The 19,473-nt window shown below is 43.9% G+C and carries 18 protein-coding genes; 13 read left to right on the top strand and 5 right to left on the bottom strand.

The window, feature by feature from the left end; translation table 11 throughout:
- Window positions 1-44: 44 nt before the first annotated feature.
- Window positions 45-1,037 (bottom strand): LacI family DNA-binding transcriptional regulator, encoded by a 993-nt coding sequence (locus FC83_RS04075; RefSeq protein WP_035454564.1) that lies wholly within the window; start codon window positions 1,035-1,037, stop codon window positions 45-47.
- Between the two features lie 179 nt (window positions 1,038-1,216).
- Here FC83_RS04075 and FC83_RS04070 point away from each other — a divergent pair, with 179 nt between their 5' ends.
- The 10 genes from FC83_RS04070 (at window position 1,217) to FC83_RS04025 (ending at window position 9,984) form a co-directional block, all read left to right on the top strand.
- A complete protein-coding gene (locus tag FC83_RS04070) occupies window positions 1,217-2,230 on the top strand; it encodes a zinc-binding dehydrogenase (RefSeq protein ID WP_035454563.1) in 1,014 nt (337 codons plus the stop codon).
- Between the two features lie 15 nt (window positions 2,231-2,245).
- Window positions 2,246-3,016 carry an SDR family NAD(P)-dependent oxidoreductase gene (locus FC83_RS04065; protein WP_057002427.1) on the top strand — a complete coding sequence of 257 codons (771 nt, stop codon included), beginning with the start codon at window positions 2,246-2,248 and terminating at the stop codon, window positions 3,014-3,016.
- Window positions 3,017-3,146: 130 nt separating this feature from the next.
- On the top strand, window positions 3,147-3,806 hold the full coding sequence (locus FC83_RS04060; RefSeq protein ID WP_057002426.1) for a Vat family streptogramin A O-acetyltransferase: 660 nt from the start codon (window positions 3,147-3,149) through the stop codon (window positions 3,804-3,806).
- Window positions 3,807-3,941: 135 nt separating this feature from the next.
- Window positions 3,942-4,949 (top strand): LacI family DNA-binding transcriptional regulator, encoded by a 1,008-nt coding sequence (locus tag FC83_RS04055; protein ID WP_035454562.1) that lies wholly within the window; start codon window positions 3,942-3,944, stop codon window positions 4,947-4,949.
- A 104-nt stretch (window positions 4,950-5,053) separates the two neighbouring features.
- Complete coding sequence (locus tag FC83_RS04050; RefSeq protein WP_035454560.1) at window positions 5,054-5,515, top strand: PTS sugar transporter subunit IIB; 462 nt, start codon at window positions 5,054-5,056, stop codon at window positions 5,513-5,515.
- 17 nt (window positions 5,516-5,532) lie between these two features.
- Entirely contained in the window at window positions 5,533-6,342 is an 810-nt protein-coding gene (locus tag FC83_RS04045; RefSeq protein ID WP_035454558.1) for a PTS mannose/fructose/sorbose/N-acetylgalactosamine transporter subunit IIC, read from the top strand.
- Complete coding sequence (locus tag FC83_RS04040) at window positions 6,335-7,159, top strand: PTS system mannose/fructose/sorbose family transporter subunit IID (RefSeq protein ID WP_057002425.1); 825 nt, start codon at window positions 6,335-6,337, stop codon at window positions 7,157-7,159. Before FC83_RS04045 ends, FC83_RS04040 begins: the two co-directional genes overlap by 8 nt.
- Before the next feature lie 10 nt (window positions 7,160-7,169).
- On the top strand, window positions 7,170-7,589 hold the full coding sequence (locus FC83_RS04035) for a PTS sugar transporter subunit IIA (RefSeq protein WP_035454555.1): 420 nt from the start codon (window positions 7,170-7,172) through the stop codon (window positions 7,587-7,589).
- Window positions 7,582-9,276 carry a glycoside hydrolase family 13 protein gene (locus FC83_RS04030; RefSeq protein ID WP_035454618.1) on the top strand — a complete coding sequence of 565 codons (1,695 nt, stop codon included), beginning with the start codon at window positions 7,582-7,584 and terminating at the stop codon, window positions 9,274-9,276. Before FC83_RS04035 ends, FC83_RS04030 begins: the two co-directional genes overlap by 8 nt.
- A 186-nt stretch (window positions 9,277-9,462) precedes the next feature.
- The gene (locus FC83_RS04025; RefSeq protein ID WP_057002424.1) at window positions 9,463-9,984 is read left to right on the top strand and encodes a GtrA domain-containing protein; all 522 of its coding nucleotides are present in this window, start codon (window positions 9,463-9,465) and stop codon (window positions 9,982-9,984) included.
- An 85-nt stretch (window positions 9,985-10,069) separates the two neighbouring features.
- Here FC83_RS04025 and FC83_RS04020 read toward each other — a convergent pair whose 3' ends face one another.
- The 4 genes from FC83_RS04020 to FC83_RS04005 form a co-directional block, all read right to left on the bottom strand.
- A complete protein-coding gene (locus FC83_RS04020; protein WP_035454553.1) occupies window positions 10,070-10,537 on the bottom strand; it encodes an RrF2 family transcriptional regulator in 468 nt (155 codons plus the stop codon).
- Window positions 10,538-10,591: 54 nt separating this feature from the next.
- Window positions 10,592-11,164, bottom strand: a complete 573-nt coding sequence (locus FC83_RS04015) for an NAD-dependent epimerase/dehydratase family protein (RefSeq protein ID WP_035454550.1) — start codon at window positions 11,162-11,164, stop codon at window positions 10,592-10,594.
- A 95-nt stretch (window positions 11,165-11,259) separates the two neighbouring features.
- Window positions 11,260-12,564 carry a sensor histidine kinase gene (locus FC83_RS04010; protein WP_035454548.1) on the bottom strand — a complete coding sequence of 435 codons (1,305 nt, stop codon included), beginning with the start codon at window positions 12,562-12,564 and terminating at the stop codon, window positions 11,260-11,262.
- A complete protein-coding gene (locus FC83_RS04005; protein ID WP_035454546.1) occupies window positions 12,564-13,274 on the bottom strand; it encodes a LytR/AlgR family response regulator transcription factor in 711 nt (236 codons plus the stop codon). The genes FC83_RS04010 and FC83_RS04005 overlap by 1 nt, the downstream gene beginning before the upstream one ends.
- 147 nt (window positions 13,275-13,421) lie before the next feature.
- Here FC83_RS04005 and FC83_RS04000 point away from each other — a divergent pair, with 147 nt between their 5' ends.
- From FC83_RS04000 to FC83_RS03990, 3 genes are all read left to right on the top strand, one after another.
- The gene (locus FC83_RS04000) at window positions 13,422-15,821 is read left to right on the top strand and encodes a beta-glucosidase family protein (RefSeq protein WP_152537768.1); all 2,400 of its coding nucleotides are present in this window, start codon (window positions 13,422-13,424) and stop codon (window positions 15,819-15,821) included.
- The gene (locus FC83_RS03995) at window positions 15,821-16,345 is read left to right on the top strand and encodes a GtrA domain-containing protein (protein WP_035454544.1); all 525 of its coding nucleotides are present in this window, start codon (window positions 15,821-15,823) and stop codon (window positions 16,343-16,345) included. The genes FC83_RS04000 and FC83_RS03995 overlap by 1 nt, the downstream gene beginning before the upstream one ends.
- Before the next feature lie 89 nt (window positions 16,346-16,434).
- Window positions 16,435-19,350 carry a glycoside hydrolase family 3 N-terminal domain-containing protein gene (locus FC83_RS03990; RefSeq protein WP_035454612.1) on the top strand — a complete coding sequence of 972 codons (2,916 nt, stop codon included), beginning with the start codon at window positions 16,435-16,437 and terminating at the stop codon, window positions 19,348-19,350.
- The last annotated feature ends 123 nt before the right edge of the window (window positions 19,351-19,473 follow it).

The following is a 19,473-nucleotide window of genomic DNA, read 5'->3' as shown; positions in this document are numbered from 1 at the left end:
ATTTATTGTTTATCAATAAATATAGTTTGTTAATCGATAAATATTTATAGAGAATGTCCCTTGATTCGTTGCGCGGGAATGGTAATGGTATTCGAGTTGACTGAAGGCTGTTTTTGCATCGTGGCCAGTAAGGCTTTGGCGGCACTTTGCCCCATTTTAAAGGGGTCTTGTTGAATCAAATCGATGCCATTATTGACAAATTGGGCCCAATTCCAGTCGTCAAAACTAATTAAGCCAACCTGATCTGGAAAAGTAATGTTCAGCTGACGCAAACTAGCCAAGGCTTTGAATAATAAGGGACCCATCAAAGACACGATTACTGTTTTTTCAGTCACCTCAGGCAACAACTGCTGAAGCTGAGCGGTCAGCCAGCTATCAGGATGATTGGCCACATTAAGCGTGGTTATATTGTTGGTCAGTGCGGAAAACCCGGCGATTCGCGGAATCTGAGCCGAAGTAGGAACAGCTAAGTCGCTGATTAAAATAAAGCGCTGATAGCCCGCCTGCAACAACTCCGCAGCAGTCTGCTGGCTGGCTTGCAAATTATTCGTTGTTACTTTGCGAATAGTCTGGGGCTGGTTTTGTAAATAACGATCCACCGTTACAAAGGGGATGTCAGCGGCCGTGATAAATTGATAATTGTTAAAATCATTTTGACTGGGTTGAATAATTAAACCGTCAATTTGTTGTTCCAACAGGCGATCAATACCCTTGGTTTCTTCTGTGGCCGAGTTGTTGGCGTTTAGCAACAACACACTATAATTTTGAGGTTGCAAGATATCATAAATGCCACTAAATAAACGTGAGGAAAAAACATTCGAAATATCGCCGACCACCACGCCGATTAAGTTGGAGCGTTTGGTCCGCATCCCCCGGGCGGAAGCAGAAGGGTGATAATTGAGTTTTTGAATCACATTTTCGATTTTTGATTTGGTTGCCGGGCTCATTTTGCCATAGTTTTGATTGATAAAACGGGAAACCGTGGTGACTGAAACCCCAGCAGCTTTCGCCACGTCGGCAATCGTTACATTTTCCATTAAAAAAACCTCTTATAATCATTGTTTATATTAAATTGAGTTTAAAGCAATTTGAAAGCAATTACAATTCAACGGGCACTATGGTAATCGTAGTGATTGACAAATCGCGTCAGCTGATTTATATTTTAGGTGTATCGATACACCTAAAATGGTAAGCGGTTACAATTGGGAGGTTCATTATGAAAGCAATTGTTATTTCTGGTAAAGGCAAAATAGCACTTAAAGATGTCCCTGAAGTGGCTCCTACAGATAAGCAAGTGACTATTAGTCCTAAATTTATCGGCATCTGTGGTTCTGATCTACATTATTTGGCCGATGGCTCAGTGGGCCAATCGGTTATTCGCGAACCATTAATTCCTGGCCATGAAGTTAGTGGTATTTTGGACGAAGCGGTTGTCGTTAATGACCAAACAATACCCAAAGGTGCCAAAATCACGGTGCATCCGGCCACATTTGGGGAACCTCAGGTAAATTTACCGGATCAACCGGAGATTTGGCCCAATGGTCGTTATTTAGGGTCGGCTCAGTATTTGCCCCATACCCAAGGCGGCATGGTGACTAAAATGGCAGTACGGCCGGATCAAATTCGGCTTGTCCCAGATAATGTGTCCCTAGAAACGGCTGCCTTAGCGGAGCCCTTAGCTGTGGGATTGCATGCCATTACCTTGGCCGGTGGTGTCAAGGCTAAGAAAGTCTTAGTTTCCGGTGCCGGGCCCATTGGGTTACTAGCTGCCGGTGGGGCATTGACCTTGGGCGCCAGTAGCGTGACGGTGTCTGATGTGTTAGACGCGCCTTTGCAACGGGCCAAGGATTTAGGGGCAACTGACGTGATCAATGTTAGCCAAGCCAAGTTACCAGCTAATACGTATGATGTTATTTTGGAATGTTCTGGGGCTGCCCCAGCGATTAGTGCCGCTTTTAAGGCCGCCGCTTTAGGTGGCACCATTATTCAAGTGGGTATGATGCTGGACCAAAATATAGCCGTTAACATGTCATCAATTAATGGCAAAGAATTGACTTACAAGGGCAGTTTCCGCTTTAAAGACGAAATTGATCAAGCTTTACAGATTCTTTCCCAAAATGCGGCCATCAAAAATGTGGTGACTCAGGTATTCAAGGCTGCCGATTATGCAGAGGCATTTGCAGTGGCCAAGGACAGTAATCAATCGGCCAAAGTACTTATTGAAATGTAAAGGAAGTTGAAAACAATGATATTTAATCGTGATAGTTTTTCATTGAAAAATAAAGTAGCTTTAATTACTGGGGGAGCCAAGGGCTTGGGCAAATATTATGCCATCGCCCTATCGATTTATGGGGCGGATATTTTTGTGGTCAGTCGCAAGCGCGATGGCTGGGCTGAGGTGCAAACAGCAGTTGAAGCCAATGGCCAACAAATTGCTTTTTTACAACAGGACATCACTGAACCTGGTGCAGCGGACAAGATCGTGGCCGCGGTGATCAAGCAATTTGGCCATTTAGATATTTTGGTGAACAATGCCGGGATGCAGCTACGGAATGACGTCCTGGACTTCAAAGACGAAGATTGGCTGAAAGTCATTGATTTGAATTTAAATGCCAGCTATTTCTTAGCCCATGCCGCGGCTAAAGTCATGGCCAAACAAAAGTCCGGGAAAATCATCAACATTGGTTCCATGCAATCCTATCGGGCGGGTAAATTTATCTTTCCTTATGCTGCCAGCAAGCACGGCATTCTGGGCTTGACTAGAGCTTATGCCGATGCGCTAGCCCCTTATCACATTCAAGTGAACGGGTTAGCACCAGGCTATATCAGCACGGACATGACCAAACCCCTGCAAGAAGATCCCGTGCGGGGACCGGAAATAAAAGGGCATATTCCTTCTGGGGAGTGGGGCGTCCCTGAAGAATTAATGGGTCCCATGGTCTTTTTGGCCAGCTCAGCGTCTGATTATGTTACCGGGGTGATGCTCCCCGTAGATGGTGGCTATTTGTTACGTTAGATGGTATTTAAGAATTGTTTGCGATCTTGGTTGATGGCAGATAATTCTTTTTTTTTAGTTTTGAAAAGGATTGCAAAACCAACCACGCCATACAATAATAGACACATAGCATACACAAGGAGTTGACGAAATGACGATTGGACCAGATCCAAAGGCAATTTATCCTAATCCTAGTATCAAAGAAGTAGTTTACATCAAAAATGTGATCACCCGCCCGAATATTTTGGTGGGGGACTATACCTATTATGATGACCCTGACCACCCCGAGGAGTTTGAACAACATGTGACCCATCATTACGAATTCTTGGGAGATAAATTGATTATTGGCAAATTCTGTGCCATCGCCAAGGGCATTGAGTTTATCATGAATGGCGCCAATCATGTGCAAAAAGGGGCCACCACTTATCCCTTTAATATCTTAGCCAATGGCTGGGAAAAATTTACCCCGCAATTAACCGATTTACCCTTAAAGGGCGACACCGTTGTGGGCAATGACGTTTGGTTTGGGCAAAACGTCACCGTGCTACCAGGGGTGACCATTGGCGATGGGGCTATTATTGGGGCCAATAGTTTGGTTGCTAAAGACGTACCAGCTTATGCCATCGTTGGGGGTAATCCGGCTAGCGTCATTAAGATGCGCTTTCCACTGGCAATTCGGACGGCGCTTTCGGCGTTTGCCTGGTGGAATCAAGACATTAACTGGATCAGCACTCATATTTCCGAGCTGACGGTGGAACGCCTGACGCTGAATAAAATTAACGACTGGCAACGTTCAAGCAAACACGCTTAACGACATTCAAAAAACATGCGGGTAGCATTTAGCTCGTTGAAATGAATTATTGATATCGATACCAAAAAGTATTTGAATTTTTTTAAACCCGTGCTATAATGATGTCAGCGATTACATAAAGCGAGGTGGTAAATTTTGGTAACGATATCAGAAGTGGCTCAATTGGCCGGGGTTTCGGTCACAACAGTTTCCAGGGTGATCAATGATTATCCCCATGTTTCTAAAGCCAAAAAAGATAAAGTGTTTTGGGCCATGGATAAATTGGGTTACGTGCCCATGCAAGCCGCCCGGCAGATGCGGGGCTCAGGTTCTCAGACCATCGGCGTAGTTGTGCCAGAAATCATCAACCCGTTTTTCTCTTATTTGATTAATGCCATTGAACGGACCGTTGATAAACTGCATTATAAAACCTTGATCATTCAAACCTTTGGCCGTAAACAAAATGAATTAACCGCCTTAGATTATTTAAAACGTCATCAGGTGGATGGTATTATCCTATGTGCCTTGGAAAATGATTGGGATATTATCAAAGGCTATCAAAAATATGGTCAAATTGCGGTTTGTAACGAGTATGTGGATGAAGATACCATTCCCATGGTGATTGGGGATCAATTTAACGGTCTGCGTCAAGGCACCGAATACCTTATCAGCAAGGGTAAGACAAAAATTGCCTACTGTACCGGCCGGGACAGTTTGCTACTACAACAACGGGGCAAAAATTTTGATAGCGATCGTTACCTAGGATTCACCACGGCTTTACAAGCCCATGACTTGAGCTTTAATCCCGCCTGGTTATTCACCAATGCCCACAGTATTGAAGATGGCCAAGCTATTTTAAAACAACTCAGTCAAATGGCCCAAAAACCGGATGCCATTATTACTGGCAGCGACGAAGTGGCCACGGGGATCGTGAGTTTAGCCAAAAGTTTGAACATTCAGATTCCCCAGGATTTAAGTGTCCTGGGCGTAGACGATCAGCCCCTGGCGAAGTTTTTAAGTTATCCCTTGACCACGATTCGCCAACCCATCACGCAGATGGGCCAACAAGTCGCTGAAGTATTGATTGATAATATTAAAGGGACCACGGAACCAGCACAAAAAATTAAATTGGATTTACAAATTGTGCCGCGAGAATCGGCATAATTTTTCAAAGTATTTTTGGTATCGATATCAAAAATACCAAAAATTAAGACATAAACACTGATATATATGAATTGAAATCAATTTCAAAATGGAGGAATTATATTATGACAGTAGTTTTAGCAAGAATCGACCAACGTTTAATTCATGGGTTAATCGTCAACCAATGGGCCCAAAGTTTACAAGTCAAACGCTTTATGGTTGTGGATGATGAGATCAGTCAAAATGAAACCATTAAGGCCAGCATGCGCATGTCCAAACCTGCAGGGACTGGGATGTCCATCATTGATACTCAAAAAGCCATCACTAATTTCAATGCCGGCAAGTATGACGCCCAACGGGTTTTGATCCTGGTTAAGGAACCGGCAACCCTCCTGAAGTTAATTGAAGGTGGCGTTCAAATTCCTAAAGTTGACTTGGGGATCATCTTTAATGAAGATGGTCGCAAACCTGTGACGAAGTTTGTTGCTTTAGATGACACTGAAAAAGCTGACTTAGAGACGATCAAGTCTAAGGGCATCCCAGTGGTTATTCAATATGTACCGACAGATCCTGAAGAAAACTATTAAAGTAAAGGTGAAAAATTATGTCTGGGATTCAAATTTTACAAGATATCTTAATCATTCTTTTGGCCGGGTACATGACGGTTGACCAAAATGGTCTGGTAATTATGTCCTGGTTCCCAGTTATTGTGGGGACCATCACGGGGTTGATCATGGGGGATCTGCATACAGCGTTAGTCATTGGTGGGACTTTCCAATTAATGATGCTGGGGGTTGCAGCCCTTGGTGGCGCTTCGGCACCAAACTATGGGTTGGCAACGATCGTCGGCGCCTTTGTCGCTATTAGAACAGGTGCTGGGATCAATGCCGCCATTGCCGTGGGATTGCCCGTTGGGTTGATTGCCATTCAATTAGAAGTCTTAGCACGGATCATTTGTAACTTCTTGGCACATAAAATGCAAACAGATACCAACGCCCATAAGTTTTCAAAAATGCGGCGTGAAGCTTGGTTAGGGCCACTATTGTTTAGTTTGCAAACGGCAGTGCCAACTGCTTTGGTTGTCTTAGTCGGACCACAAGTTGTTAAGTTTATTTTGACGGTTATCCCTAAATGGGTCACCAATGGCCTGACCATTGCCGGGGGTATGCTCCCAGTCGTGGGGATTGCCATGTTGATGCACTACATGCCAGTTAAGAAATTCTTACCTTATATCATCGTCGGTTTTGTTTTGGCAGCCTATTTGAAAGTACCTGTTCTTGGGATTGCCTTAATCGGGTTTGCCGGCGCCTATTGGTACTTCACTTCAGAATCTCGCAAGGCAGACACAACCGCCGCTACAGCAAATAATGCAACCGCAGATAACGATGAAGATGAGGATGATTATGATGAGTGATCAAATACAAAAACAAAATAATCCGGACATTACTAAAAAAGATTTAAGACGGGCTGGGGTCCGTTATAATTTTATGGCTGTGAATCTATTCAATTACGAATCCCAGATGGGGCCCGCTGTTGCTTGGGCATTGGCACCAATTTTACGGAAGATTTATAAAAATGATGATGACTATCAAGCAGCTTTGGATAATCATTTTAATTACTTTAATTCAACGACGGTCATGTCCAGTATGATCCTTGGGGCGACAACTGCAATGGAAGCCAAAGATGGGATTAAATCCAAGGACGCCGTGCAATCCTTGAAAACCAGTCTAATGGGCCCCTTAGCCGGTGTTGGGGACACTTTAGTTTGGGTATTGTGGCCAACCATTATCGGTTCTATTTCCGGGTATATGGCCCTTCAAGGTAATCCGCTGGGGGCAATTGTTTGGCTGATCGCCAATATTGTTTTCTGGTTTGTCAAAGTAAAAATGTTTGAAGTGGGCTATACGTCAGGCACTAAATTAGTGACTACCCTGGGCAGCAAAATGACTTTATTTACCGAAGCCGCTTCTATCATGGGCTTAAGTGTTGTGGGCGCATTAGTGGCAACTGTGGTCAAGGTACAGACACCGTTAAAGTTTCAGTTTGGTAAAGTTGGGTTAGCGTTACAGTCCGGCGTTTTAGATAAAATCATGCCGGCTTTATTACCAGCCCTATTGACCTTATTGGTTTACAAATTACTAGATAACAAGAAATGGACCCCAACGCGGATCATCTTGTTAGTCATTGTGATTGCTTTAGCAGGCTCATTCTTCGGCGTATTCAAGGCATAGGAGACATAAAATGGAACGAAAAATTATTTTAGCATCGCATCACCGTATGGCCCAAGGGCTCAAAGATACTTTGCAGTTTATTACCGGGGATGCCACAAAAGATGAAATTATTGAAATGTCCGCTTATTTGGACAATGAACCAATTGAAACTAAAGTACAAAAGTTGATGGCAACCTTTGACGCAGACACAGAAGTGATTATTCTGACCGATATGATGGCGGGTAGTGTGAACCAAAAGTTTTTTGTCTATCGGACACGGCCCCATACTCAAATTATCAGTGGGATGAATTTACCACTGGCGTTAGCTTTTGCCATGGAACCAAAAACGGCTTATATCAGTTCCAATCGCGTTAAGGCGATTATTGAACAAGCAAAAGATGCAATTGTATATATCAATGATTTACAGGTGGAAGATGACGATGATGAATAAAGAAATACCTTGGTGGAAAAAAAGTGTTGTTTATCAGATCTATCCCAAGAGCTTTTATGATGCCAACGGGGATGGTATTGGTGATTTAAAGGGCATTACGGAAAAATTGGATTATTTGGTCAAGCTAGGGGTAGACGTGCTCTGGCTCAATCCAATTTATAAATCACCACAAGTTGACAATGGCTACGACATTGCTAATTATCGGGAAGTTGAACCAGAACTTGGCACCATGGCAGAATTTGATGAACTTTTAAAGACCGCTCATGACAAGGGTTTGAAGATTATTTTGGATTTAGTCGTGAACCACACCTCAGATCAACATCCCTGGTTCCAACAAGCCAAACAGTCTAAAGATAATCCCTATCATGATTATTATATTTGGAAGGATCCCGTTGATGGCCATGAACCTAATAATTGGGGCTCTAGTTTTGGGGGCTCCACTTGGACCTATGAGGATAGTGTGGCCCAATATTATTTACATTTGTTTGCCAAACAACAACCAGATTTAAACTGGGAAAATCCTAAGGTGCGCCAAGAGGTCTATGATCTAATGCGTTTTTGGTTAGACAAGGGTATTGATGGCTTTAGAATGGATGTCATTTCTTTGATTTCTAAAGATCCTGCCTATCCTGATGGTCCGGTCATTCAAAATAAAGATTATGGCAGCTACTATGCTGGGGCGGCCAATGGGCCGAAAGTGCATCAGTACTTACATGAAATGAATCGGGAAGTCTTAAAAAATTATGATATTATGACTGTCGGCGAAACGCCCCATACCAGTGCTGATGAAGGTGTCTTGTATGCCAAAGCCCAGCGGGAAGAATTAAACATGGTGTTTAATTTTGATCATATGCATTTAGACTATGGGGATTACGGCAAGTTTTCTGAAAAACGCTTCAAGCTGGTGGACTTAAAAGAAGTTTTGACCCGCTGGCAGGAAAAAATGTATGCCAATGATGGCTGGAACAGTCTTTACTGGAGCAATCATGATCAGGCTAGACCGGTGACCCGCTTTGGGGATGAACGGCCTGAATATCGAGTTAAATCCGCCAAGATGTTGGGGCTGGTTTTACATTTATTGCAAGGGACACCTTATGTTTATGAAGGTGAAGAAATTGGCATGACCAATGCCGCCTTTAAATCCATCGACGATTATCAGGATATTGAAACCAAAAATATTTATCGGGAATTCACCCAAGAACATCATTTTGATGAAGCTAGTACCATGCGGGCTATTTACTTAAAGTCCAGAGATAATGCTCGGACACCGATACCTTGGAATGACGGTAAAAACGCTGGTTTTACCACGGGCCAACCCTGGTTCAAGTTAAATCCCAATTATCAAACGGTGAACATTGAAAAGGCTTTGGCTGATCCTGATTCCGTTTTTTACTTCTACCAACAGCTGATCAAATTGCGCCATGACTATGATATTGTCACCACTGGCAAATATGAATTACTCGATGCTGATAATCCGGATGTTTATAGTTATCTCCGTGTAGGGTCTGACCAAAAATTATTGGTCATTGCGAATTTCACAGACAAAACTATTGATTACCAAATTCCGAAGTCAGTGGCTTATCAAACGTCTAAATTGTTACTTGCTAATGGGCAACATGATGCATCGATTCAAGATAAACAGGTTAAGCTTGAACCATATGCCGGTTTAGTTTACAGTTTGAAATAATTTTTTTTAAGGGATGTCAGTGGCTAAATGCCAGTAACATCCCTTTTTGCTAAAAAAATATGAAACCGCTTTATTTTTTTGAGCATAAACCCCCAAACATCAGACTTAGTGTGGCATAATAGACTGGTAAGTCGAATCGGATGACCGGTCACGTCATGAGGGTTCGCACAGAGTGGAGTGAGTTTCATGGAACGTAAACAATTGCAACAAAACCGGCTAGTCTCAGTGATCAAGCACTATAAGGTGCAACATCCCAGCATGTATGAATTTATTTTATTCAATATCATGGGGAATGTGGCAACGGTGACCAATTTCATTGTATTATGGCTGGGAACAGGGCTACTGTTCAAAGGTTTAAGCAGCATTTCGCTGCATTGGTTTATTTTTAACTATGGCCTTACCCAAGGTGGGCTAGGTGGTTTCTTGAGTTTCTTACTGGCTTATATGGCCGCGCAAATTGTGAATTTCATTGTCCAACGGAAAGTCGTCTTTGGGGCTGATGTGGAAATTGGCAAAGTGATGCCTTGGTACATTGGCACTGTCATCTTTGTGGGTTTATTGTCCATTTGGCTACCGCCTTATGTGATTGCCTTGGTTAGTCCTTTTGCCGGTAGTTTTGCCCCTACCTTGGCTAACGTGTTCAACATTTGCCTACAAGTTGCCATCAATTATCCCATGATGAAGTTTAAAATTATGAAAAAAGTATAAATTCCAATAAAAAGTATCTGAAAAAAGAAGGGCCCTGCAATTATTAGCTGAAAAATCTAATAATAACAGGGTCCTTCTTTTTTGGTTAAGGCACGATGCGTTGCCGCCAATCGATACTGCCCTTTGACCAGCTATCGGTCTGTAGGAGTTGATCTAGCTTAACTTGGGCTAGTGCTTGTCCAAAGGCGATGCCACCTTTTTCAAGGGCTTGTGCGACGATTAATTCACTTTGTTTCGTGTGGGCGGTGTCCGGAAAAATACTTTGAGCGACTCGCGTTGACGTGTAATTGATCAACGGCGCATCGATGGCTTGCATGACATCTAGCAAGGATATTTTTTCAGGTGTCCGCTTTAAAATAAAGCCCCCATCCTTACTGGCTGTCGATTCAATTAAATCAGCGACCACCAATTTTCGCAGAGTTTTCTTTAAAGATGAGTCGGAAACCTGCATGACCTCACTTAACTGACTGCTTTTTAGGGGGCGGTGATCAAATTGTGTGGCTAAAATGAGTAAAACGAAAATGCCTTGTTCAAAGTTTTTGCTAACGTGCATATAACGCAACTCCTTCAATCAATTGTTGTTACCTTAATGCCTGATTTAGTCTGGCTAAACTTGTACCATTTTATGAATCAGTTCGTCGGCCACATCATTGACCTGCACTGGCTTTAAGTTTTTTGAAAATAAGCCCGCCAACTTTAAAAATGGGACCATTTTGGTCAGCTTATCCTGGCGACCGTTACCATAAATAAGGGTGGGTTCAACGGAGGCAAGTCGAATCGGGCTCTTTTGTAAGTCTAGAATAATCTGGGCTTTCATTTTCGTGAAGGACTTGGCGCCTAATTTACCACCGATAAAGCCCATGGCCTTCACCTGATAAGTTTCGGCAATTTGTTGCATGACCTGAGCCGGTTTTTCATTGCGCGCAACAAGCTTTTGAGGATCGTCATCAGGGGCACCGACAAAATCAAGGATGTAATCAATTTTATTCGGCAAAGCCTGGACCACCTCATCATAGTTAGTGACATCGGCACGAATATTATGAATGTTAGAATTTTGCAGTTGATTCTTACCACTACGGGAAACGATATAAAATACCGCTGTCTTGTCTTTTTTTAACCATTTTTCGGTGACGGTACGGCCAACATAGCCATTGCCGCCTAACATCACGACTGTTGTCATAAAAATACCTCCTGGGTAAATATAAATTCTTTAACTATAGAAATTATATATCCATGGATAAAAAAAGTAAACGGATATTTTTAAACTAGGGGTTTTTATGAAGCCGGTAACGGTAATAAAACCTTAACGGTAAACCAATTGTCCTCCAAATTCACCACGGCGGTACCGTTATATTTCTGGGCGATGTAACGGATGCTTTTTAAGCCATAACCATGGTATTTTTCATCGCTTTTGGTGGTCATGGGCAGGCCATCTTCAAAGGTCAGGGGGGTTTCGCAATAGTTGGTTAAGTTGAAAACTATAAAATTGGCTTTTTGATCGATCTGCAGCTTAATCAAGCGTTTGTCAACATCCCCATTGGTCAAAACTGATTCGATGGCATTATCTAAAGCATTGCCCAGCAAACTGCAGAGGTCCATGGTTGCCATGAAGTTGACGACCTTGCCGTTGACCAAACAGCTTAGAGAGATTTTCTTTTGTAAACAATACCGGTTTTTCTCCGTGAGAATGGTGTCCACCACGGGATTGCCGGTCTTTACAGCGGCCTGATAAGCCATCAGGTCTTTTTTAAGTTCGGTGACGTAGGCTTTACGTTTGGTGGCTTGGGATTCGGCTTCGATAATGGTTAGTTGATGTTTTAAGTCGTGAAATTTTTGATGGATCAAAGCACTGCTTTCTTCATAAGCTTTATATTGAGCATGCTGGAATTGGACCACGTTGTTGATGGCCCGCAACTCATGCCGGAGGTGACTATTATAACGGCTGTTTTCTTCGATGTATAAAATTAATAGGCCGCAGAGATTCACCAGGGTGCGAAAGGTGAAAATGGCTTGGACCACCCCCAGGGTAAAGACAGTATTAGAGAGCACAAAGCCTAAATTACTCACGGCAAAAATAATCACTGCTGAGATGGCTGCCAGCGTAGTTTCCCGTTTTGTTGTCCGCTGTTGGGTCAATTGATGGCGTTGGCCAGAACCGATTTTCAGGTAAATAGCACTTAAACTAACATAACAGATCAACATAAACGGTAGTTCAAAGGTGGTGATCTTGGCAATGTCGATAAAAAAGTAACAGTACAGTTGCCAAGAAATAGCGGCTAGAAACTCCGCAAAAATGAACCCTTTACAAAGATTATAGCAACAGGTCAATAAAGGGAGATTCAACGTGACAAATAAGGTGGCATACATCCAGGCTACGTTTAAGATCATCCCCAACACCCAATACTGCAAGCCCCAAGTGCCCACCCAAAGCTGTAAGGCGACTTGGCCCACACCCATGAGCAGAAGGTTTAAGCCATAATGCTTTTTACGACTATTTTGAAACTGATAAACAATTAGGGCAACGGCCAGCCATTCGGCCAGAGCTGTATACAATCTGGGAATATCCGGCAACAGGGACATCAGCTTTGCCCCCCATCGGCCAAATAATTGGTCAAAGCCACCATGAAAGCTTTTTTCCGGGGACGGCTAATGGTCAAATCAGACTGACCCAAATGTAAAGTATGGCCATCGATACCTTGGACATGCTTCATGTTGACCAAATAGCAGTTATTACAGCGAAAGAAGTGGGACTCGGCTAGTTCTGTTTCCAAATTTTTTAAGGCCCCCAGGGTGCTGTAAACGTCATCATGGACGTGGAAATATAAGGCATGGCCCTCGGATTCCACATAGCTTAAATCGTCTAAAGCAATCTTACGCCAACCGGTCTTATTTTTAATCACGTAAGTCTGGGGTTGTTGTTGCTGTAATTGTTGTACCAGCTTTTTAAAATGAGCTTGAAAACTAAAGCCGGTTAAGGGTTTCAGTAAGAAGTCGCTGGCGTTCACCGCATAACCTTCGATGGCAAACTGAACATAGTTGGTGAGGAAAACGATTAGCACGTTAGGATCCTGCTGGCGAATCTTTTTAGCAGCTGACATGCCATCTAATAAGGGCATTTGGATATCAAAATAAATCACGTCAAAATCATTATGAAACTGATCCACGATAGTTAGGCCATCTTCAAATTCACTGATCGTTATGGAAAGGTCGTTCGTGGTGGCAAAGTTTTCGATTAGTTGTCGTAATTTAGTACGTTGGCTCAAATCGTCTTCGACGATTGCAATTTTCATGATTCAAGTTGCCTCCCTAGTTGGTAAATAGATTGAATCTTGGGCGTTTGACAGGTTGTGTCGAAAAGTGGGCAAGTTATGCTGGATTCGTTTGGTAGCGCATACATTATTGCTATAGTTATTATATCAAACGAAAGGGTGAGGTGCATGCTGCGCAATCAGAAGCTAATCGATCAATTAACATTACCCCAAAAGGCCAGTTTAATGTCTGGTCAAAGTACCTGGGAATCTTTTGAAATCCCAGGGCTAGTGCCGAAAATATTTTTCTCTGATGGCCCCCACGGCATTCGCAAACAAGCTGGGGCCGGCGATCATCTGGGTTTGAATGCCAGCTTACCGGCGACCTGTTTTCCCACGGCAGCGACGTTGGCTAATAGCTGGGATGAGGCCTTGATCGAATCTGTTGGGGTTGGTCTGGGCGCCCAAGCGGCTGCTTTAGATGTGCAAGTTGTCCTGGGACCGGGGTTAAATATCAAACGGAATCCAAAATGTGGCCGTAACTTTGAATATTTCAGTGAAGATCCTTACTTAGCCGGGAAAATGGCAGCTGCCAGTATCCGCGGCATTCAAGCCAACGGCACTATGGCTTGTCCCAAGCATTTTGCCGTGAATAATCAGGAGAACCGGCGCATGGCCCTTAACGCCTGTGTGGATGAACGCACGCTTAGGGAAATTTACACCACCAATTTTGAAATTGCCGTGAAAGCCGGTCAACCTCAAGCCATTATGTCAGCCTATAACCTTGTGAACGGCCATTATGCCAACGAAAATAGCCACTTATTGCAAGATATTTTAAGAACCGAGTGGCAATTTCCAGGCTTTGTGGTGTCTGATTGGGGTGGAGACAATGACCATGTGGCCGGTGTGGCTGAAGGTAGTAACTTAGCCATGCCAACGCTGGGCGTTAATGGGGCTGAAGAATTGATTGCCGCCGTTGACACTGGGGCCTTATCGGAAGCCGATTTGGATCAGCGGGTGGATGAATTCTTGCAGGTGATTTTAAACCAACACCAAGTTAGCCAACAGCAAACCATTGACTGGGACAAGGCCCACCAACTGGCTAAAACTGCGGCAGTTGAAAGCATCGTATTGTTGCAAAATCAAGGGGCTATTTTACCTCTGGCCAGTGAGGTACCTGTGGCCTTGATTGGCGACTTTGCCAAGACCCCTCGCTATCAAGGGGCTGGTTCTTCGGTGGTGAATACCAAGCAATTAGAAAGCACTCTGGATGTAATCAATGACTATCCCATCAACGTGGTGGGTTACGCCCAGGGTTATCAAAGAAATGCCGCCAGTCAAGCCGATTTAGAAGCTGAAGCCATGGAATTGACCAAGGGCAGTGAAGTTGTGCTGTTGTACCTTGGTTTAGATGAAATATCTGAGAGTGAAGGGGTGGATCGAACCACTTTAGCCTTACCTGCTAATCAAATCCATTTGCTCCAGCGTTTGTTGACCACCGGCAAGCCCATTGTGGCAGTTTTATCCGCCGGTTCGGTGATCACCTGTCCGGAATTTAAGCAAGTAGCCGGTTTGGTGCATGGCTATTTGGGGGGCGAAGCTGGTGCTAGCGCCATGTTAGAGGTGCTTTGTGGCCGGCATAACCCCAGCGGGCATTTGGCCGAGACCTATCCTGTGGCCTATCAGGATGTGTTGTTCGGGGCAGAATTCCCAACGGCTCAAGAACAGGCTTATTACAAAGAGGCCATCTTTGTGGGGTATCGTTATTATGAGACAGCTCAAATCCCGGTGCAGTTTCCCTTTGGCTATGGGTTGAGTTACACCGAATTTACCTATGAAGATCTTCCGGTCACTGAACAAGGTGTTGAAGTAACGGTTACAAATAGTGGGAAAATAGCTGGTGGGGATGTGGTGCAATTATACGTGGGCAAACCCACCAGCAACGTCATTCGCCCTGCTAAAGAATTGAAGGGGTTCCAAAAAGTCTATCTAGAAGCTGGTCAACAACGCAGGATTCACATCCCCTTTGATGAGTATACATTCCGATTTTACGATACCGCCATCCAAAGCTGGCAAGTTGAAGCAGGGACTTATCAAATGATGGTGGGGCACAATGTCCACGAGATAGCGGTAACCAGCACTTATGACTTGAAGACTGGGGTGTCGCCTACAAAACCCCCAGCAAGCTTAGCCAATTATTATGACCATCATTTTGACGCCTTAACCACGGCGGACTTTACAGCGCTATACGGTACACCCTTGCCGGAAAATACCGAGGTGACTCAGCTATCTGCCAACAACATCATGTCAGATATGCAATTTGCCAAAAGTGGGTTAGCCCGCTTAAGTCAGCGGTTATTAGCCTACTTGCTAAAACGCCATGCGAAAAAAGGCCAACCAGATTTGAATTTATTATTTATTTACAATATGCCTTTTCGGGCTATGACCAAGATGACCAACGGTGCTGTGGATACAGCCATGCTGGCTCAATTATTAAACATCGTCAATGGCCACTTTTTCACCAGTATTCCCGGCTTGTGGCGGGCGTATCGGGCCAATAAACGGCGGCAAAGAAAGGCGGTGACCTAATGGCTAAGGGCGGTTTTAAAAATAGCAAAGTCATCACCGCGATTCGTAATTACAAGCAGAAGCATCCGGATGTTTACGAATTTATTTTATTTAATATTATGAGCAACGTGGCCACGGTGACCAATTTTATCGTCCTGTGGTTGGGCACCGGGCTGTTTTTCAAAGGCCTAAGTGCCATCAATTTTCACTGGTTCATTTTTAACTATCCTAAAGGCCAAGGCGGTCTAGGGGGCTTCTTGAGCTTTTTATTGGCTTATGTCTGTGCGCAAATTGTCAATTTCATCGTGCAACGTAAAATTGTGTTTGGGGCAACGATTCAAATTGGGAAAGTATTGCCCTGGTATATCGGCACGGTGGTGTTTGCCGGCTTGATTTCTGTCTGGCTGCCACCCTACATTATTGGCCAAATTTCGCCCTATGTGGGCGGCTTTGCGGCCACGATTGCCAATGTGATCAACATTGTCTTACAAGTGGTCATCAATTATCCCATGATGAAATTCAAAATTATGAAGAAAGTCCAGTGAACCTGTTACTTTGAGTGGGTTCAACGAATAGGTGCTGACAGCTAAAATGTAAGCGTTATCCAAAAGGGTTACGGAGAAAGGAAATGACTATGAAGAAGTCTAAAAAGATATGGGTTCCTGCAATTATCATCGTGGTGATCGTGGCCGGCATTTTGTATGCCTGGCGTAAGTTAAATCAAGATTCAGTGTTAAATATGGCCGATGTTTATGCGACTTTAAGCAAAGTGGCGGGTTACTTTATCCCATTGGGTATTCTAATTGTTATCATTATCGCGGCACTGATTATCTTTAGAAAACGAACTTGGCGCTTTAAATTCTGGTTGAAATGGGAGTCCCTGTTGGTCTTATTGGTGGCCATCATGGTGACCTTAAACGTCATTTTATTTGGGCCTATGGCCAGTTTATTAAACTTAAACTACGCCAAACTCGATACTATTCAAGCAGCAACTTTAAAAGATCATCAGCAACTGACCCGAAATATTGCGGAAGAAGGCACGGTATTATTGAAAAATGAAGCCGGCTTTCTGCCTTTGAAAGCCAACACCAAAAAGTTAAACGTCTTTGGCTGGGCCTCTACCAACCCAGTGTACGGCGGTACTGGCTCCGGCAATGTGGATACCAGCAATGCCACTAGTGTCCTTATTAGCTTGAAGGATTCTGGTTTTCAATTGAATAACGATTTAAGTCAATTCTACACGAAGTATCGCAAGGATCGGCCTAAAGTTGAAATGTGGCAGCAAGATTGGACCTTGGTGGAACCGGCTAAAAAAGACTATTCCAATAAATTAGTTTCTGATGCCAAAAACTTTTCCGACACTGCTTTGATCGTGATTTCCCGAGTGGGCGGTGAAGGGGCCGATTTGCCGACGGATATGACGGCTAAGAATGTCACCTATAAAGGCAACAAGGGCGACTACAAAAAGGGTCAACATTTCTTACAATTATCTAAGAGCGAAAAAGAAATGGTTCAACTGGTTACCAGTAATTTCAAAGATGTTGTGGTTTTAGTCAACTCCGCTAATCCCATGGAATTAGGTTGGCTCAATCAATACGATAACATTCGCAGTGCGTTATGGATGTCTGGGCCTGGGGCCGTTGGCTTTTCCGCGTTAGGCGATATTTTAACCGGGAAGGTCAATCCATCTGGTCGCTTAGTGGACACGTATGTCTATGATTTAAAGAAAACGCCAACTTGGCATAATTTTGGCGATTTCAAGTATCAAGATAGCAAGTATACCCGGGTAGATTATGCCGAAAATATTTATGTGGGTTATAAATTCTATGAAACCTACTATCAAAATAATGAAGCTGGTTATCGGGATGCAGTGCAATATGCCCTAGGTTATGGGTTGAGTTATACCAATTTCACCCAAGAAATGAGTGACCTGCGTCAGGGGGCCAATGGGAAAGTTGAGTTTGATGTGACGGTGACTAATACCGGCCAAAAAGCTGGGAAGGATGTGGTCCAAACTTATTTCCAACCGCCTTATGAAAATGGTGGGGTGGAAAAAGCTGCGACTAATCTCTTGACCTTTACCAAGACGAAAACTTTGGCTCCCGGGGCCAGCCAAAAGCTGACTATCAGTTTTAATCAGGAACAATTAGCCGCCTATGACGAAGCTAAGGGTGGAGCGTATGTATTAGCCAGTGGGGATTATGGGATTTCCTTGAATAATAATGCCCATGAAATCGCCACTAGTAAAACTTTGAATGTGCCGACAACCATCACCTATGATCAACAACATAAACGGCTGTCGGATAAAATCGTGGCTAAGAATCAATTCGCGAATTTCACCCGGGGCGAAGTGACTTATTTAAGTCGGCAAGACAACTTTGCCAACTTAAATGCTGCCACAGCAGCGCCAGAAAAACGGGCCCTAACAGCTTTAGAAAAGAATGGCTTAACCAACGATAAAACTTACAAGATTAAAAATAATAGTCAAGACAAAATGCCTAAGACCGATGCGAACAACAACTTAGCCCTGCAAGATCTCCGCAATAAAAAATACAATGATCCCAAGTGGGACAAGTTGTTAGACCAAATGACCATCAAAGATATGAGTAACCTGATTACTTACGGCGGGTATCAAACTGTAGCTGCCAAATCTGTCGCCAAGGGCCACACTTACGATTTTGATGGACCTGCAGGTATTAGTAGTTTCTTCGTGGATACCAAGGGCACCGCTTTTCCAACAGCAACCATGATTGCCGCCACTTGGAACCAAGCCCTGGCTAAACAACGGGGTCAAGCCGTGGGCCAAGAGGCAAATCAACTGGGGATTTCTGGCTGGTACGGACCAGCTATGAATATCCACCGCAGTGCCTTTGCCGGTCGGAACTTTGAATATTACTCTGAAGATGGCACTTTGTCCGGAATGATGGCTGCCCAAGAAACCATTGGTGCCAAGAGTCAAGGCGTGTACGCTTACCTGAAACATTTTGCCTTAAATGATCAAGAGACCAACCGGGGCAACATGTTACTAACTTGGAGTACGGAACAAGCAATCCGAGAAATTTATCTCAAACCTTTTGAGTTAGCGGTTAAAGAAGGTGGCGCCACTGCTGTCATGTCGGCCTTCAACTACGTGGGTAATCAATGGGCCGGTGGCAGTACCCCATTATTAAAGAACGTCCTGCGCAGCGAATGGGGCTTTAATGGCTTAGTTCTCACGGATTACTTTAGTGGGTTGGGTTATATGGATGCCGATAAGGCCGTGCGTAACGGGAATGACATGATGCTATCCACCACTGGTGAAAGTGGGGCCGGCTTAAACGATACGAAGAGTGCCACTGCGGTCAAGGCCATGCGCAGTTCCGCTCACAATATTTTATACACGGTGGTTAACAGTCGCACTTACGCTAAAAGTAATGCTGCCAGTGCCACAGAAAACTTACCTTGGCAAAAAACAGTGACGACCATCAATATCATTGCCGGTCTAGTGCTGTTGGCGATTCAAGGGCTGGTGATCTGGTTATACCGGCGTAAAAATAAAAAATCAGCTTAAGCATTAGCTGATAATTAACAAAACAAAGAGGTCGCCCTGGCAATTTTGCCCAGGCGGCCTCTTTTTAAAAGTGCGCCCGGCATGGGCGATAACTTGGTGGTGAAAGTCCACTATAGGCCGTAG

It is taken from the genome of Agrilactobacillus composti DSM 18527 = JCM 14202 (genome assembly GCF_001436375.1).
Lineage (GTDB): Bacteria > Bacillota > Bacilli > Lactobacillales > Lactobacillaceae > Agrilactobacillus > Agrilactobacillus composti.
This window is presented reverse-complemented; position numbering and strand designations above follow the sequence as displayed.

Excerpts from the sequence above, each read along its gene's own strand:
- FC83_RS04010 (WP_035454548.1), bottom strand. The coding sequence starts at position 12,564 with ATGTCCCTGTTGCCGGATATTCCCAGATTGTATACAGCTCTGGCCGAA.
- FC83_RS04030 (WP_035454618.1), top strand. The coding sequence starts at position 7,582 with ATGAATAAAGAAATACCTTGGTGGAAAAAAAGTGTTGTTTATCAGATC.
- FC83_RS04025 (WP_057002424.1), top strand. The coding sequence starts at position 9,463 with ATGGAACGTAAACAATTGCAACAAAACCGGCTAGTCTCAGTGATCAAG.
- FC83_RS04015 (WP_035454550.1), bottom strand. The coding sequence starts at position 11,164 with ATGACAACAGTCGTGATGTTAGGCGGCAATGGCTATGTTGGCCGTACC.
- FC83_RS04050 (WP_035454560.1), top strand. The coding sequence starts at position 5,054 with ATGACAGTAGTTTTAGCAAGAATCGACCAACGTTTAATTCATGGGTTA.
- FC83_RS04035 (WP_035454555.1), top strand. The coding sequence starts at position 7,170 with ATGGAACGAAAAATTATTTTAGCATCGCATCACCGTATGGCCCAAGGG.
- FC83_RS04045 (WP_035454558.1), top strand. The coding sequence starts at position 5,533 with ATGTCTGGGATTCAAATTTTACAAGATATCTTAATCATTCTTTTGGCC.
- FC83_RS04005 (WP_035454546.1), bottom strand. The coding sequence starts at position 13,274 with ATGAAAATTGCAATCGTCGAAGACGATTTGAGCCAACGTACTAAATTA.
- FC83_RS04065 (WP_057002427.1), top strand. The coding sequence starts at position 2,246 with ATGATATTTAATCGTGATAGTTTTTCATTGAAAAATAAAGTAGCTTTA.
- FC83_RS04075 (WP_035454564.1), bottom strand. The coding sequence starts at position 1,037 with ATGGAAAATGTAACGATTGCCGACGTGGCGAAAGCTGCTGGGGTTTCA.
- FC83_RS04020 (WP_035454553.1), bottom strand. The coding sequence starts at position 10,537 with ATGCACGTTAGCAAAAACTTTGAACAAGGCATTTTCGTTTTACTCATT.
- FC83_RS04060 (WP_057002426.1), top strand. The coding sequence starts at position 3,147 with ATGACGATTGGACCAGATCCAAAGGCAATTTATCCTAATCCTAGTATC.
- FC83_RS03990 (WP_035454612.1), top strand. The coding sequence starts at position 16,435 with ATGAAGAAGTCTAAAAAGATATGGGTTCCTGCAATTATCATCGTGGTG.
- FC83_RS03995 (WP_035454544.1), top strand. The coding sequence starts at position 15,821 with ATGGCTAAGGGCGGTTTTAAAAATAGCAAAGTCATCACCGCGATTCGT.
- FC83_RS04070 (WP_035454563.1), top strand. The coding sequence starts at position 1,217 with ATGAAAGCAATTGTTATTTCTGGTAAAGGCAAAATAGCACTTAAAGAT.
- FC83_RS04000 (WP_152537768.1), top strand. The coding sequence starts at position 13,422 with ATGCTGCGCAATCAGAAGCTAATCGATCAATTAACATTACCCCAAAAG.
- FC83_RS04040 (WP_057002425.1), top strand. The coding sequence starts at position 6,335 with ATGAGTGATCAAATACAAAAACAAAATAATCCGGACATTACTAAAAAA.